Origin of the sequence: Streptomyces glaucescens, from assembly GCF_000761215.1 — a bacterium.
Lineage (GTDB): Bacteria > Actinomycetota > Actinomycetes > Streptomycetales > Streptomycetaceae > Streptomyces > Streptomyces glaucescens_B.
Genome location: NZ_CP009438.1, coordinates 623,703 through 638,055, shown reverse-complemented (window position 1 = coordinate 638,055; position 14,353 = coordinate 623,703). Strand labels below are relative to the sequence as shown.

Below are 14,353 nucleotides of genomic sequence, written 5' to 3'. Positions count from 1 at the left end.
ATGCCCACGCTAAACAGCGCCCGGCCACCTCGCCCGCCGGGAGACCCGTCCGCGTCCGCTTGCGGGCAGTACCACCCCAGAGCACACAATAGTCACAGGGGCGCGAAATGCGGCTGAACGGTATCATCCGGGCCGCCGGCACCGTCCGACAGGAGCACGCTCGTGAGCGTCGAACCACCGGCCTCCGGTCGTCCCACCAGGCCGCCCTCCGGCCCCCTCTCCGACCGGGCGCAGCCCCCCTCCGGCCCGCCCCCGCCGCCCCCCGCCCCGACGCCCGGTGGCGACGAACCACCGCCGGAACCGGGCCGGCCGTGGTGGAAGTCCGTCCCCCGGGTCGCGACCGCAGCCGTGCTGGTGGCGGCGCTGGCGACCGTCGGGGTCCTGGTCACCCGCGGTGACGGCGGCGGTGGCGGCCGTGAGGTCTTCCTGGTGGCCGCGGACGAGGAGGGTCCCGACCCCTTCACCCGGTCGACGGCCGGGAAGAGCGCCGTGAGGCCGGTGACCCCGTCGCCGACGCAGTCGGTCGGGACGAACGAGGTGCGGCGCCTGAACGCCGGCCGGGCCGGGGTCTACGGCGGCACCGAGAAGGTCTCCGCCTGCGACGTCGAACGGCAGATCTCCTACCTGCGGGAGAACCCGGCGAAGAACAAGGCGTTCGGGTCCGTCCTCGGGATCGCCCCGTCCGACGTGCCCGGCTACCTGCGCGGCCTCACCCCCGTCCAGCTCCAGTGGGACACCCGCGTCACCAACCACGGCTACCGCGACGGCAAGGCCCAGCCCTACCAGGCGATCCTCCAGTCCGGCACGGCGGTGCTGGTCAACGACCGGGGCATGCCACGGGTGCGCTGCGCCTGCGGGAACCCGCTGACCAACCCGGTGCAGCAGCACAGCGGCTACCGGCGCACCGGAGACACCTGGCCGGCCTTCAGCCCCGCGAACGTCGTCGTGATGCAACCCGCCCAGCAGGTCGTGACCACCTTCGTGCTCCGCGACTCCGAGAACGGCCAGTGGGTGGCCCGCCCCCGCGGCGACGACGGCGACAACGACGAGCCCACCCGGCCGCCGAGGGCCATGCCCACACCGTCCGTCACCGTCGTGTCGCCCTCGCCGGACGACGGCACGTCCACGCCGGACGAGGACACCTCGTCGCCCGACGAGGACACGTCGACGCCGGACGAGGAGACGTCCACCCCGGAGGAGGACACGTCGACGCCGGACGAGGAGACGTCGACGCCGGACGAGGACACGTCGACGCCGGAGGAGGACACCTCGACCCCGGACGAGGAGACGTCGACGCCGGACGAGGACACGTCGACGCCGGAGGAGGACACGTCGACCCCGGCCGAGCAGACCTCCCCTCCCGGCCTGGTCACGTCCACTCCCGAGGAGGGCACCTCCACGTCGGGGCCCGAGAACCTCTCACCCCCTGAGCCGGTCACCTCCACACCGCTGCCCGAGTCGCCGCCCGAGAGCTCCCCGACGGCCCGGCTCGTTGCCGCCGCCCTCCCGCCCGGCGTTCCCGGACCGGCCGCCTCCGCGCCCTCGGTGTGACGACCACTGCACCGTGGACTGCTCCGCCGAGCTCTGGGTACGAGGACTGGTGCAGCAGTATCCGGCCAGGCCGGCGTGGGAGAGAGAAACGCATGATCGAGCACCGGGACGGCACGGTCGCACCCTCCGGTTTCGACGTGCCCGTGGAGCCGTTGCGGCGGGCGGCGCACTACACCGGGGAACCCGGATGCATAGCGGACGCGCGGGCGTTCGCCGCGCAGTTCCTGAACCAGCTCGCGACCGAATGGTGCGCCGAGATCACCGAGCGCACCCGGGAGAGCCTGCTCCTCGTGGTCAGCGAGCTGGTCACCAACGCGGACCGGCACAGCGAGGGACCGTACATCCTCGACCTGGAGGGCACGGACGGCACGGTCACGGTGTCCGTCTACGACAGCAGCGACGCGCTGCCCCGGCGCTTCCCCCGCGATCCGGAGCGCATCGGCCGGCACGGCCTGGAGATCGTGCACGCGCTCGCGTCCCGGGTCGCCGTCGAGCGGGTGCCGGTCGGCAAGCGCGTGTGGGCCGTGGTGACGCTCGGCGAAGTGTGAACCGCCGGCCCGAGGCAGGGCGGGCCGGCGGCCCGACAGCGAGAGGCTCCCGGCCTCAGATGCGGTCCAGCTCGCCGAGCATGCCCTTGCGCAGCCGGACGATGATCCGCTTGAGCAGCCGGGACACGTGCATCTGCGAGCAGCCGAGCTCTTCGCCGATCTCGGCCTGGGTGGCCTCCTCGACGAACCGCAGGTGCAGGATCCGCCGCTCCCGCTCGTCCAGCCCGGCCATCAGCGGGGCCAGCGAATGGAAGTCCTCCACGAGCCGCAGCCCGTGCTCCTCGACTCCGATGAAGTCGGCCAGCACCGCCTCGCCGTCCTCGGGCCCGTCACCCGTCAGGGCGGCGTCCAGCGACGCCGAGTGGTAGCCGTTGGCCGCGATCTGGCCCTCGACCACCTCGTTCTCGGAGATGTTCATCAAGGTGGCCAGCTCCGCGACCGTCGGCTCGCGGTCCAGCCGGCTGGACAGCTCCTCGCGTGCCTTGGCCAGCTCCACCCGCAGCTCCTGGAGCCGGCGCGGCACGTGCACCGCCCACGTGGTGTCCCGGAAGAACCGCTTGATCTCACCCACGACGTACGGCAGCGCGAACGAGGTGAACTCGACCTCGCGGCTGAGGTCGAACCGGTCGATGGCCTTGATCAGACCGATCATGCCGGTCTGGACGACGTCCTCCATGTCGTCTCCGCGGCCGCGGAACCGGCCGGCCGCGAAGCGCACCAGCGACATGTTCATCTCGATGAGCGTGTTGCGCGCGTACTGGTACTCGCGGGTGCCCTCCTCCAGCTCCTGCAGCCGGTGGAAGAACTGGCGCGACAGCTCCCGTGCGTCGCGGGGCGCCACCGCCCGCGGGTCCACGACCGCCGGCACCGGGCCGGACCCGGTGCCGGCCCGCTCGCTCTGCTCGACGACCGGCGCCTCAGGCCCGGTCAGGGCGGTGGCGCTGGCGGTGTCCATTGCCTCTCCCACGGAAGTCATGGTGCGACGTCTGCCTCTTTCGCTACGGCTCTCGGCTGCTGCGGTCCTGGTGCGCCCCGGGCCGGAAGCGCACCCGTGCGGGTACCCGGAGTGTGGCCGAGCATGCACGACCGGTGTCGAGATGGCGCAAAACAGCCGGTACCAGGTTCTGTCTGCCGTCCGGACGGATCTCCGCCATGACTCCACCGGACGCATCATCCCAGTTCACGGCGGAGTCGGCCACCGGACGGGCCGCTTCACCGAACCTCCGTGATCCGTCCTGACCTGTCCGGATTCCGTAGCATGCACCGCCGGCGATTTGCCCCATTCCACCGAGGGCGGAACGCCGGGGCCTTCCGGTCCGGCCGCCCGCTCCTAGGCTGAAGCGATGACCGACCAACCGCCGAACGCAGCCCGCGTCATCCAGCTCCGCCCCCGGGCCGCGCGCCCCGCGCACCCGGGCGCCGCGACCCCGCCCCCCGCGCCCGTGCGCCCGGCGCGCCCGCACGGCGCCGCACCCAAGGAACCCCTGTGGCGCGACCTCGTCGGCGACGTCCTGCGGCGCGAACGGCTCGCGCAGGAGCGGACGCTCAAGGACGTCGCCGACGCGGCCCGGATCTCGATGCCGTACCTGTCGGAGGTGGAGCGGGGCCGCAAGGAGGCATCCTCGGAGGTGCTCGCGGCCGCCGCCCGGGCGCTCGGCCTCGGCCTGGGCGACCTGCTGACGATGGCCCAGCGGGAGCTGGTCAGGGTCACCTCCCGGCCCGCCCCCCGTGGCCGCACCACCACGACCTCGTCGTACGACGGGCTCTGCCTGGCCGCCTGAGGCCGGTGCCCGGCCGGCGTCTCAGACCGTCGCGAGACGCCGGCTCAGCACCTCGTCGGCCAGCCCGTACGCCACCGCCTCCTGGGCGGTGAACACCTTGTCCCGGTCCATGTCGGCCCGCAGCGTGGCGATGTCGTGGCCGGTGTGCCGGGCCAGCACCTCCTCCACCTGGGACCGGATCCGCACCATCTCCTTGGCCTGGAGGGCGAGGTCGGACACCGTGCCCTGGCGTCCGCCGCTGGCGGGCTGGCCGAGCAGCACCCGGGCGTGGTCCAGCACGAACCGCCGCCCGGGGTCCCCGCCGGCCAGCAGCACGGCCGCCGTGGACGCCGCCTGCCCCACGCAGAACGTGGAGATCGGCGCCTTCACGAAGGTCATGGTGTCGTAGATCGCCATCAGCGAGGTGTACGAGCCGCCGGGCGAGTTGAGATAGATCGAGATCTCGCTCTCCGGCGCCGCCGACTCCAGATGGAGGAGTTGCGCGATGACGACGTTGGCGACGCCGTCGTCGATCTCGGTGCCGAGGAAGATGATCCGCTCCGACAGCAGCCGGCTGAACACGTCGTAGGACCGCTCGCCGTGCGGAGTCCGCTCGACCACGTGCGGAATCGTGTAACCGCTCATGACTACAGCCCCGTCCGTCGTCGCGTCGCGGCCGGCAGGATCTCCGCGAAGGAGTCCACGATCCGGTCCACCATCCCGTACTCCCTGGCCTCCTCGGCCGTGAACCAGCGGTCGCGGTCACCGTCCCGGGAGATGGTCTCCGGGCTCTGCCCGGTGTGCTCCGCGGTGATGCGCTCGATGGTCCGCTTGGTGAACTCCAGGTTGTCCGCCTGGATCTCGATGTCCGCGGTGGTGCCGCCGATGCCCGCGGACGGCTGGTGCATCATGATCCGGGCGTTCGGCAGGGCGTACCGCTTGCCGGGCGCGCCGACGCTGAGCAGGAACTGCCCCATGCTGGCCGCGAATCCCATCGCCAGGGTGGAGACGTCGTTGGGGATCAGCCGCATGGTGTCGTAGATGGCCAGCCCGGCGTGCACCGACCCGCCGGGGCTGTTCACGAACAGGCTGATGTCGGTCCGCGGGTCCTCCGCGGACAGGATCAGCAGCTGGCTGCACACCCGGTTCGCGGAGACCTCGTCGACCTGGGTGCCCAGGAGAACGATCCGCTGCCCGAGCAGCTGTGCCGCGAGATGATCGTCGAACCGGGTCGGCGGGGTGTCGCCCTCCTGCGCGCGTGGGGCGGGCATCGTGTGCGGAGTCATCTGACCTCCTGGTCGTGGATACCGGTGACTCCACTGTCGGCCGGGCACGCCACCGGCCGGTGATTTCTCTGCCCGCCGCGAATTCGCCGAGGGCGAAGCGATCAGCCGGCGCCGTCCTGCCGCAGCTGCCGGAAGAACGCCCGCACGTCCGCCACCAGGAGGTCCGGCTCCTCCAGCGCGGCGAAGTGCCCGCCCCGGTCCAGCTCCGTCCAGCGGACGATGTGCTCGGTGCGGTCGGCCTTGTGCCGCAGCGGGAGCTGCAGTTCGGCCGGGAAGAGGGCGACGGCGGTCGGCACGGTGGACGGTTCGGCGGGCGCGGCGGCACGGCCGGTGGCGTGCGCCCGCTCGTAGTAGATGCGGGCGGCGGACCCGGCCGTCCCCGTCAGCCAGTACAGCATCACGTTGGTCAGCAGCCGGTCCCGGTCCACGGCCTCCTCGGGCAGTTCCCCGGAGTCCGTCCACTCCTTGAACTTCTCGACGATCCAGGCGAGCTGACCCACCGGCGAGTCGGTCAGGGCGTAGGCCAGGGTCTGCGGCCGGGTCGCCTGGAGCACGGCGTAGCCGGTGCCCTCGCTCGACCAGGCGCTCCAGCCGCGCCAGGAGGCCAGTGTGCGCTCCCGCTCCTCGGGACCGAGGGCCGCCAGCTCCTCGGCGGTGGGCTCCGTGGTCGCCTGAGCGCCCGGCAGCAGGTTGAGATGGACGCCGATGACCCGGCCGGGGTGGGCGCGGCCCAGTTCGCGGGAGATGGCGGCGCCCCAGTCTCCGCCCTGCGCGCCGAACCGTTCGTAGCCGAGCCGGCGCATCAGCTCGGCCCAGGCGTCGGCGATCCGCCCGGCTTCCCAGCCGGGTTCCGTCGTCGGCCCGGACAGGCCGAACCCGGGGATGCTCGGCACGACGACGTGGAACGCGTCCTGCGATTCCCCGCCGTACGCGGCCGGGTCGGTCAACGGGCCGACGACGTCCAGGAACTCGACGATCGAACCGGGCCAGCCATGTGTGATGACCAGCGGCGTGGCGTCCGGCTCGGGGGAGCGGATGTGCGCGAAGTGGACGTTCGCCCCGTCGATGGTGGTGGTGTACTGCGGCCACGCGGCGAGCCGGGCCTCGGCGGCCCGCCAGTCGTAGTCGTGCCGCCAGTACCGCACCAGCTCGCGCAGGTAGTCCGCGGGCACCCCGTACGCCCACCCGACTCCCGGGAGCTGGTCGGGCCAGCGGGTGCGGTCGAGGCGGTCGTGCAGGTCGGCGAGGGCCTCGTCGGGGACGGCGAGACGGAAGGGGCGGACGGCGTCCGTGCCCGGTGATGTGGTCATGACCGCGATGCTAGGGGGTGTCCCGCCGGTCGTGCCGGGCTCCCGCGGGACGGGTCGGAACGGCCGGACGGGGCTGGACGCACGGACGGGCGGAAGGACGCGGAAATCGGTGCGTGCCCGGCCGATGAGTTTCGCCCGGGGCGGCGGTCGACAGTGGTGACCGCGTTCCACGCCCAGGAGGCAGACATGACGACCGACGGATTCACCACGTGTCTCTGGTTCGACACCGAGGCCGAGGAAGCCGCCCACCACTACGTCTCGATCTTCAAGAACTCGAGCATCGACAGGATCGCCCGCTACCCCGAGGGCGCCCCCCGCCCGGCCGGCACGGTGATGACCGTCGAGTTCACGGTTAACGGGCAGCGGTTCATGGCGCTCAACGGCGGCCCGGACTTCACGTTCAACGAGGCGGTCTCCTTCATCGTCCAGTGCGACGACCAGGAGGAGATCGACTACTACTGGACCAGGCTGACCGAGAACGGCGGCGAGCCCGGCCCCTGCGGCTGGCTCAAGGACAAGTACGGCGTGTCCTGGCAGGTCTCCGCGAGCCGGCTCGACGACATGGTCGGCGACCCGGACCCGGCGAAGGCGCAGCGCGCGATGGCGGCCATGCTGACGATGGGCAAGCTCGACCTCGCCGCCCTGGAGAAGGCGTACGCCGGCGAGTGACCGCCCAGCCGCCACCCGGGCAGGACGGGGGCCCCGCCCGCCGGCGGGCGGGGCGGCGACCGGGTGGCTAGCGTGAGGAAGGGACCGTTTCACCAACCGGAAGAGGGCCGCGATCATGGCCGTGAAACCTGAGGGACATCCCTGCTGGGCCGACGCGATGTTCACCGACCTGGAAGGGGCCAAGAGCTTCTACGGCGACGTCCTCGGCTGGACCTTCGGCGAGTCGGCGACGGAGTACGGCAACTACACGCAGGCCTACCACGACGGCAAGGCGGTCGCCGCCATCGTCCCGCCCATGCCGGGCCAGGAGGGGGAGGGGCAGTCGCAGTGGTGTCTCTACCTCGCCTCCCCGGACGCCGCCGCCACCGCAGAGAAGATCCGGCACAACGGCGGCGAGGTGCTGGTGGAGCCGATGGCGGTCGCCGACTTCGGCACCATGTGCCTGGCCCGCGACCCGAGCGGGGTCGCGTTCGGCGTGTGGCAGTCGGGCACCCACGAGGGCTTCCAGGCGGAGACGGGCACGCCCGGCGCCTTCTGCTGGGCGGAGGTCTTCACCCGTGAGCCCGAGAAGTCGGACGCCTTCTTCCCGGCCGTCTTCCCGTACCGGGCCAAGCAGCTGCAGGACCACGGGGTGGACTTCAGGATCTTCGAGGCCGGGGACGCCCCGGTGCTCGGCCGGATGAGGATGACCGAGGAGTTCCCGCCCGAGATCCCGCCGTACATCAACGTCTACTTCGCCGTCCCCGACTGCGACGAGGCCGTGGCGAAGGCCACCGGGCGCGGCGGTGTGCTGCGGTTCGGCCCGATGGACAGCCCGTTCGGGCGGTTCGCCGCGCTGAGCGATCCGCAGGGGGCGAACTTCACCGTGATCGACGTCACGAGGACGGAAGGGGAGATGCCCGGGACCACCGAGGTCTCCTGAGCCACCGTCCCCCTCACCGGGAACCCGGCCCGTCCATGGCATGATCGGGCTCATGCGTGAACGAGTGGTGGCCGCGTGCGACGGGGCATCGAAGGGAAACCCCGGACCGGCGGGCTGGGCCTGGGTCGTCGCCGACGAGACGGAGACGCCGGTCCGGTGGGAGGCGGGCCCGCTCGGCCGGGCCACCAACAACGTCGCCGAACTGACCGCCCTGGAGCGGCTGCTGGCGGCGACCGACCCGGCCGTGCCGCTGGAGATCCGGATGGACTCGCAGTACGCGATGAAGGCCGTGACCACGTGGCTGCCCGGGTGGAAGCGCAACGGCTGGAAGACGTCCGCCGGCAAGCCCGTCGCCAACCAGGACCTGGTCGTGCGGATCGACGAACTGCTCGACGGCCGCACCGTCGAGTTCCGGTACGTCCCCGCCCACCAGGTGGACGGCGACCCGCTCAACGACTTCGCCGACCGTGCCGCCAGCCAGGCGGCCTCCGGGCAGGAGCCGGCGGGCAGCGCCCTCGGCTCCCCGGAGCCGCCGCCCGCCCCGGACGCCCCGTCCGCCGGAACACCGCGCCGCCGCCCTCCGGCGGCCCGGAGGAGCGGCGGCGGTTCGCGGACGATCAAGGCGAAGTTCCCCGGTCGCTGTCCGTGCGGCCGGTCCTACGCCGCGGGCGAGCCGATCGCCAGGAACGACCAGGGCTGGGGCCACCCGGAGTGCCGCACCGCCGCGGCCGGCTGAGCGGCGGCGGGCCGGGCGGCGTACCGGCGGCCCCGGCCGGCCGCGCGGGACGCGGCGCGCTCAGACCTGGCCGCGCCAGGCCCCGGTCTCCTGCCCGCGCTCCTCGATGTACTTCTTGAAGCGCTCCAGGTCGCCCTTGGTCTGCCGCTTCACGAACCCCAGCTTGTCGCCGACGGTCTCGGCGACGCCGTCCGGCTCGAAGTCCATCTGCAGCATCACCTTGGTGCGGGCGTCGTCGAGGCGGTGGAACGTCACCACGCCCGCCTGGCGGGCGTCACCGGCGACGGTCGTCCAGGCGACCCGCTCGTCCGGGATCTGCTCGGTGATCTCCGCGTCGAACTCCCGCCGGACCCCGTCGACCTTCGTCACCCAGTGGGTGAGCGTGTCGGTGCGCTGCTCGATGCGCTCCACGCCGTCCATGAACGCGGGGAACGTCTCGAACTGCGTCCACTGGTTGTAGGCGGTGTGCACGGGGACGGCGACCTCGATGGATTCCTCGACCTGCGACATGCGTCGGTCACTCCTTCGTCGTTCGTCGGACAGGTGCGACGCGGGTACCCCTGACCTGCGGGAGGATGCCTGCCGACGGCCGGCCGGGTCAGTCGGTGTCGAAGGTGTAGTGGGCGGTGTGGTCCAAAAGGTCGGCCGGGGAGGTGTCGTTCCAGGGCTTCATCCTGTCGTTCAGGTCCACCACGTCGGGCGTCCCGGCGGCGGGGAGGTAGCCGGATCCCGGGTGGCGGCGCTGCCACTCGGCCCACAGCTTGTCGACGTAGGCGTGGTGCAGCCAGAACACCGGGTCGTTGGGCGACATCCCGGTGGCCATCTGCCCGCCCACCCAGACGTGGACGCGGTTGTGCAGGTTGACGCCGCGCCAGCCCTCCAGGTGGTTGCGGAAGCCGTCCGAGGCGCTGTTCCAGGGGGCCGTGTCGTACGTGGCCATGCCGAGCACCGACTCCACCTCCGCCCGCGTCGGCAGTTCCCGCACCGCGGTGCCGAGCGACCGCCGCAGGTACGCGCGCCCGTCCACGCGCACGTTGATCGGCCAGTTGCCGGCCGAGGCGGCGAACGGTCCGTCCATGACCCGGCCGTCCAGGCTGCGCCCGGTGCCGCCGAGGAAGTCGGGCGCCCACAGCGAGGCCCGTGCGGTGCGGTCGGCGGACCAGTCCCAGTAGGGGAGGGCGACCGAGGCGTCCACGCTCTGCAGGGCCCGCTCGAACTCCAGCAGGTATCTGCGGTGCCAGGGCAGGAACGAGGGCGAGCGGTGGCCGGTGCGCTCACCCGCGTCGGTGTCGCCGATGATGAAGGCGTTGTGGGTGGTGACGAACTCGTCGTAGCGGCCGCTGCGCTTGAGTTCCAGGACGGCGGCGACGAAGCGCCGCTTCTCGTCGGCGGTCAGGGTGGCCTGGTTCTTCCGGACGGTCATGTGCGAGTGCTCCAAGGAGGCGCGGGGCGGGTCAGTTGGCGGGGAACGGCAGCAGCCGCGCGCCCTGGAGTTCGTCGACCGCCGCCCGGGCGGCGGCCCGCGGGGTGGGGACCGGGTCGTAGTGGCTGACGACGCTGATCCAGCTGCCGTCGGCGTTCTGCATCACGTGCAGCTCCACGCCGTCGATGAGGACCGCGTAGCCGCCGCCGTGGTGCTGGTGATGGCCCCCGGCGGCGGGCCGGCCCTGTATCCGGCGGCCCTTGTAGACCTCGTCGAAGGAGGCGGGCGTGCCGGGGTGGTGACCGGTGGCGGCGGTGGACGGACCCGGGTGGTGACCGGCGGCGGTGGCGGCGGGGGCGGCGACCGCCTGGGTGCCGGCTGCCGCGGCGAGGGCGGCTGCGGCGCCGAGCGCACGACGGCGGCTGAGTTCGGGCATACGGACCTCCGGGTGTGAAGGGGGTGGATGACTCCGCATGCCTACCGGCCCGTGGGGCACTCCCGCGAACGGTTGGCTCCGATCCGGACAATTGCCCACATGTCGTGCAGTGTTGAACCAAGTTGATCTTGCTGGAGGCGATGGCCGAGAAGGGCGGAACGGGAAATTCCTTCGCGCGGGGTCCCTGTTCCGCGAGGTAACTTCCCCCGGCCGGCCGACCGCAGTGGCGCGGATCACGCCGCGAAGCTGACGCAAACCCCCGCCGGGTGGCTGCTACTGTGGGTTGCCAATCGACCGCGAAGAGTGACCGAGTGACTGTCAGGGGTGCGTGTGAAGGTCGCCTGCGTCGGCGGCGGGCCCGCCGGCCTGTATCTGTCGATCCTGCTGAAGCTCCAGGACCCGTCCCACGAGATCACCGTCCACGAGCGAGGCCCCGAGGGCTCCACCTACGGGTGGGGCGTGACGTACTGGCGCGGGCTGCTCGACCGGCTGCACCTGCACGACCCCGAGTCGGCGCGCGCCCTCGACGAGCACTCCGTCCGCTGGAACGAGGGGGTCGCCCACGTCGGCGACCGCACCGTCCGGCACGCCGGCGACCAGGGCTTCGGCATCGGCCGCCACCGGCTGCTGGAGATCCTCGCCGACCGGGCCCGATCCCTCGGCGTCCGCCTGGAGTACGCGCACGAGGTCACCGCCGACCGCCTGCCCGAAGCCGACCTGGTGGTGGCGGCCGACGGCGTCCGCAGCGCGCTGCGCACCCGGTACGCCGGCCACTTCGGCACCGAGATGACCGCCGGCCGCAACTGCTACGCATGGCTCGGCACCACCAAGGCGTTCGACGCCTTCACCTTCGGCTTCACCGAGACCGACCACGGCTGGATCTGGTGCTACGGCTACGGCTACGGCCCCGACCGCGGGACCTGCGTCGTCGAATGCGCCCCCGAGACCCTGACCGGCCTCGGCCTGGACCGCGCCGACGAGGCCGAGGGACTGATCCTGCTGGAGAAGCTGTTCGCCGACGCGCTGGACGGCCACCGGCTGCTCGGCCGCTCCCCGGCCGACGGGGGTACCCCGTGGCGGACCTTCCGCACCCTCACCAACCGCACCTGGTACCGCGGGAACCTCGTGCTGGTCGGCGACGCCGCGCACACCACCCACTACTCCATCGGCGCGGGCACCACCCTCGCCCTGGAGGACGCCATCGCGCTGGCCGGCGCCCTGCGCGAACTGCCCACCGTCCCGCAGGCCCTCGCCCGCTACGAACGGGAGCGCAAGGCTGCCCTGCTCCCCGCGCAGAGCGCCGCCCGCTACAGCGCCCAGTGGTACGAGAACCTGCCCCGCTACCTCCGGCTCCCGCCCGAGGAGATGTTCGCCCTGCTCGGCCAGCGCCACTCGCCCCTGCTGCCGCACCTCCCGCCGCGGCTGTACCACCGGCTCGACCGGGCGGCCGGACGGCTGACGGCGCTGCGCCGGGCCAAGCGCTGGCTGGGACCGAGGATCGCCCGCGCCGCGCAGGCCCGTGCCGGGGCGGGCCGGCGCGGGTGACACACTGACGCCATGGAACAGCGCGTATTCGACAGATGGGGCCGGCAGGCGTCGGTCATCGGCCTCGGGACCTGGCAGCTCGGCGCCGACTGGGGCGACGTCGACGACAAGGACGCCCTCGCGGTGCTGGAGGCGGCGGCGGAGTCCGGGGTGACCTTCTTCGACACCGCGGACGTGTACGGCGACGGCCGCAGCGAGCAGACCATCGCCGCGTTCCTGCGCGGCCGGCCCGATCTGCGCGTCCTCGTCGCGACCAAGATGGGCCGCCGCGTCGACCAGATCCCCGAGAACTACGTCCTGGACAACTTCCGCGCCTGGAACGACCGGTCCCGGCGCAACCTCGGCGTGGACCGCCTGGACCTCGTCCAGCTGCACTGCCCGCCGACCCCCGTCTACTCGTCCGGCGAGGTGTTCGACGCCCTGGACACCCTCGTCGCCGAGCAGCGGATCGCCGCCTACGGCGTCAGCGTCGAGACCTGCGAGGAGGCGCTGACCGCCATCGCCCGCCCGAACGTGGTCAGCGTGCAGATCATCCTCAACCCGTTCCGCATGAAGCCGCTGCGCGAGGTGCTCCCCGCCGCGCGGGAGGCCGGCGTGGGCATCATCGCCCGGGTGCCGCTCGCCTCCGGCCTGCTGTCCGGCAAGTACACCAAGGACACGGTGTTCCCGGAGAACGACCACCGCACCTACAACCGGCACGGCGAGTCCTTCGACCAGGGGGAGACCTTCTCCGGCGTGGACTTCGCCACCGGCGTCGAGGCCGCCGCGGAGTTCGCCGCCCTCGCGCCCGACGGATACACCCCGGCCCAGCTCGCGCTGCGCTGGATCGCCCAGCAGCCCGGCGTGACCACGGTCATCCCCGGCGCCCGCTCGCCCGAGCAGGCCCGCGCCAACACGGCGGCCGCGACCCTGCCGCCGCTGCCGGACACCACCCTGGAGGCGATCCGGGACCTCTACGACCGGCGGATCAAGGACCAGGTCGAGGGCCGCTGGTGACGGTCACGTGACCGCTTCTCCCTCGGCGGGGACAGTTCTGCCGCCGAGGGGGAACCCGGAGGGGAAGGACATCGGTTCGTTTCCACCGGGGAGGCAGTGTCGTGACGGCGGCAGGGGACAGTGAGAAGAGGCCCAGGGGGCGCAACGAGACGGAGGAGGAGAGAGCCGACCGGATGTGGGTCGAGCTCATCCAGGAGGTGCGCGTCGCGCAGATGGGCGTGCAGATCCTCTTCGGATTCCTGCTGACCGTCGTGTTCACCCCGACGTACCGCGGCCTCTCGGACACCGACCAGACGATCTACATCGTCACCGTCGTCCTCGGCGCCGCCGCCACCGGCGCCCTGATCAGCCCGGTCTCGCTGCACCGGCTCGTCGCCGGGCGGCGCATCAAGCCGCAGGCGGTGAACTGGGCGTCCCGGATGACCCTCGTGGGCCTGGTCCTGCTGCTGGCCACCACGACCGCCTCGCTGCTGCTGATCCTCCGCGTGGCGACCCACGACCCGTACGTCCCGTACCTCGTCACGGGGGTGCTGGTGTGGTACCTGGTCTGCTGGTTCGGGATACCGATGTGGACGCGCTTCCGGCACACCAGCCGCTGAGCTCGCCCCGCGGCGGTCGCGCGCCCGGCTGAGCGCGGGCAGCGGGGCGGCGGCTGCCGCGGGCAGCGGCGGGGTAGTGGGGCAGCGGGGCGGTGGACCCCTCAGCCCTCCGCTATGACCTCGGCCAGGAAGTCGTCGAGGCGGACCTGCTCCCGGCCGGGCGGCACCACCGCGTAGGTCTCCTCCAGGAACGACGCGATCGCCGGGGCCCACGCGAACACGGCCGCGTGATGGTGGCCGCCGTCGGACCGCGGGTCCCCGAAGAAGTCCAGACGCAGCTCCTCCCACCGGTCCGTCGACTCGGGGCGCATCCGGACGTCGCCCACGCCGACGGGACCGCGCAGGCCGTCGGCCAGCATCTCCCGGTCCAGCCGCCACCGGGCGAGCACCCGGCCGTCATGGCTGAACACAGCGCTGACGGCGAACGGGTCCTCGGCGTCGTAGCCCAGGTGGGCGAGGACCGGGAAGCGGTCGGCGGTGCCGGCCTGGAGTTGCATGACCAGGGTCCTGTGCACGAAGGAGTTCACCAGAAGGCCTCCGGGGAGTACGGTTCCAGAGCCTTCTGGTACCCC

Annotated in this window: 17 protein-coding genes; 9 read left to right on the top strand and 8 right to left on the bottom strand. The window is 72.4% G+C overall.

Features of this window, described 5'->3' with window-relative positions:
• Nucleotides 1-162 precede the first annotated feature (162 nt).
• Nucleotides 163-1,551: a DUF6777 domain-containing protein gene (locus SGLAU_RS02745; protein WP_208868875.1), complete on the top strand. Its 1,389-nt coding sequence runs from the start codon at nucleotides 163-165 to the stop codon at nucleotides 1,549-1,551.
• Nucleotides 1,552-1,643: 92 nt separating this feature from the next.
• Nucleotides 1,644-2,099, top strand: coding sequence for an ATP-binding protein (locus SGLAU_RS02740; protein ID WP_043498026.1), 456 nt, complete (start codon nucleotides 1,644-1,646; stop codon nucleotides 2,097-2,099).
• Between the two features lie 55 nt (nucleotides 2,100-2,154).
• Here the strand turns inward: SGLAU_RS02740 and SGLAU_RS02735 are convergent, their stop codons facing one another.
• Complete coding sequence (locus SGLAU_RS02735; RefSeq protein WP_043498024.1) at nucleotides 2,155-3,054, bottom strand: RNA polymerase sigma factor SigF; 900 nt, start codon at nucleotides 3,052-3,054, stop codon at nucleotides 2,155-2,157.
• 388 nt (nucleotides 3,055-3,442) lie between these two features.
• Between SGLAU_RS02735 and SGLAU_RS02730 the strand changes: the two genes are divergently transcribed.
• The gene (locus SGLAU_RS02730; protein WP_043498022.1) at nucleotides 3,443-3,880 is read left to right on the top strand and encodes a helix-turn-helix domain-containing protein; all 438 of its coding nucleotides are present in this window, start codon (nucleotides 3,443-3,445) and stop codon (nucleotides 3,878-3,880) included.
• 21 nt (nucleotides 3,881-3,901) lie between these two features.
• Here the strand turns inward: SGLAU_RS02730 and SGLAU_RS02725 are convergent, their stop codons facing one another.
• The 3 genes from SGLAU_RS02725 to SGLAU_RS02715 form a co-directional block, all read right to left on the bottom strand.
• Nucleotides 3,902-4,504 carry a ClpP family protease gene (locus tag SGLAU_RS02725; protein WP_043498020.1) on the bottom strand — a complete coding sequence of 201 codons (603 nt, stop codon included), beginning with the start codon at nucleotides 4,502-4,504 and terminating at the stop codon, nucleotides 3,902-3,904.
• A gap of 2 nt (nucleotides 4,505-4,506) precedes the next feature.
• The gene (locus tag SGLAU_RS02720) at nucleotides 4,507-5,145 is read right to left on the bottom strand and encodes an ATP-dependent Clp protease proteolytic subunit (RefSeq protein WP_043498018.1); all 639 of its coding nucleotides are present in this window, start codon (nucleotides 5,143-5,145) and stop codon (nucleotides 4,507-4,509) included.
• Between the two features lie 101 nt (nucleotides 5,146-5,246).
• On the bottom strand, nucleotides 5,247-6,455 hold the full coding sequence (locus SGLAU_RS02715; RefSeq protein WP_043498016.1) for an epoxide hydrolase family protein: 1,209 nt from the start codon (nucleotides 6,453-6,455) through the stop codon (nucleotides 5,247-5,249).
• A gap of 186 nt (nucleotides 6,456-6,641) precedes the next feature.
• Between SGLAU_RS02715 and SGLAU_RS02710 the strand changes: the two genes are divergently transcribed.
• The 3 genes from SGLAU_RS02710 (at nucleotide 6,642) to SGLAU_RS02700 (ending at nucleotide 8,782) form a co-directional block, all read left to right on the top strand.
• Nucleotides 6,642-7,124 (top strand): VOC family protein, encoded by a 483-nt coding sequence (locus SGLAU_RS02710; RefSeq protein ID WP_043506191.1) that lies wholly within the window; start codon nucleotides 6,642-6,644, stop codon nucleotides 7,122-7,124.
• A 115-nt stretch (nucleotides 7,125-7,239) separates the two neighbouring features.
• Entirely contained in the window at nucleotides 7,240-8,046 is an 807-nt protein-coding gene (locus SGLAU_RS02705) for a VOC family protein (protein ID WP_043498014.1), read from the top strand.
• 40 nt (nucleotides 8,047-8,086) lie between these two features.
• Complete coding sequence (locus tag SGLAU_RS02700) at nucleotides 8,087-8,782, top strand: ribonuclease H family protein (RefSeq protein ID WP_043498012.1); 696 nt, start codon at nucleotides 8,087-8,089, stop codon at nucleotides 8,780-8,782.
• A gap of 60 nt (nucleotides 8,783-8,842) precedes the next feature.
• Here SGLAU_RS02700 and SGLAU_RS02695 read toward each other — a convergent pair whose 3' ends face one another.
• The 3 genes from SGLAU_RS02695 to melC1 all read right to left on the bottom strand — a co-directional run bounded on the left by SGLAU_RS02695 (nucleotide 8,843) and on the right by melC1 (nucleotide 10,641).
• Nucleotides 8,843-9,292, bottom strand: a complete 450-nt coding sequence (locus SGLAU_RS02695) for an SRPBCC family protein (protein WP_043498010.1) — start codon at nucleotides 9,290-9,292, stop codon at nucleotides 8,843-8,845.
• Between the two features lie 88 nt (nucleotides 9,293-9,380).
• A complete protein-coding gene (gene melC2 / locus SGLAU_RS02690) occupies nucleotides 9,381-10,205 on the bottom strand; it encodes a tyrosinase MelC2 (protein ID WP_043498008.1) in 825 nt (274 codons plus the stop codon).
• 31 nt (nucleotides 10,206-10,236) lie between these two features.
• Nucleotides 10,237-10,641, bottom strand: a complete 405-nt coding sequence (gene melC1, locus SGLAU_RS02685; protein ID WP_043498005.1) for an apotyrosinase chaperone MelC1 — start codon at nucleotides 10,639-10,641, stop codon at nucleotides 10,237-10,239.
• 324 nt (nucleotides 10,642-10,965) lie between these two features.
• On the opposite strand from melC1, the gene SGLAU_RS02680 reads away from it, so the two are divergent.
• The 3 genes from SGLAU_RS02680 to SGLAU_RS02670 all read left to right on the top strand — a co-directional run bounded on the left by SGLAU_RS02680 (nucleotide 10,966) and on the right by SGLAU_RS02670 (nucleotide 13,781).
• Complete coding sequence (locus SGLAU_RS02680; RefSeq protein WP_043497999.1) at nucleotides 10,966-12,186, top strand: FAD-dependent monooxygenase; 1,221 nt, start codon at nucleotides 10,966-10,968, stop codon at nucleotides 12,184-12,186.
• 12 nt (nucleotides 12,187-12,198) lie between these two features.
• Nucleotides 12,199-13,182 (top strand): aldo/keto reductase, encoded by a 984-nt coding sequence (locus tag SGLAU_RS02675; RefSeq protein ID WP_043497996.1) that lies wholly within the window; start codon nucleotides 12,199-12,201, stop codon nucleotides 13,180-13,182.
• A gap of 101 nt (nucleotides 13,183-13,283) precedes the next feature.
• Nucleotides 13,284-13,781, top strand: coding sequence for a DUF6328 family protein (locus SGLAU_RS02670; RefSeq protein WP_043497993.1), 498 nt, complete (start codon nucleotides 13,284-13,286; stop codon nucleotides 13,779-13,781).
• Nucleotides 13,782-13,882: 101 nt separating this feature from the next.
• On the opposite strand, the gene SGLAU_RS02665 is transcribed toward SGLAU_RS02670, so the two are convergent.
• Complete coding sequence (locus SGLAU_RS02665; RefSeq protein ID WP_043497991.1) at nucleotides 13,883-14,308, bottom strand: SsgA family sporulation/cell division regulator; 426 nt, start codon at nucleotides 14,306-14,308, stop codon at nucleotides 13,883-13,885.
• Nucleotides 14,309-14,353: the final 45 nt, after the last annotated feature.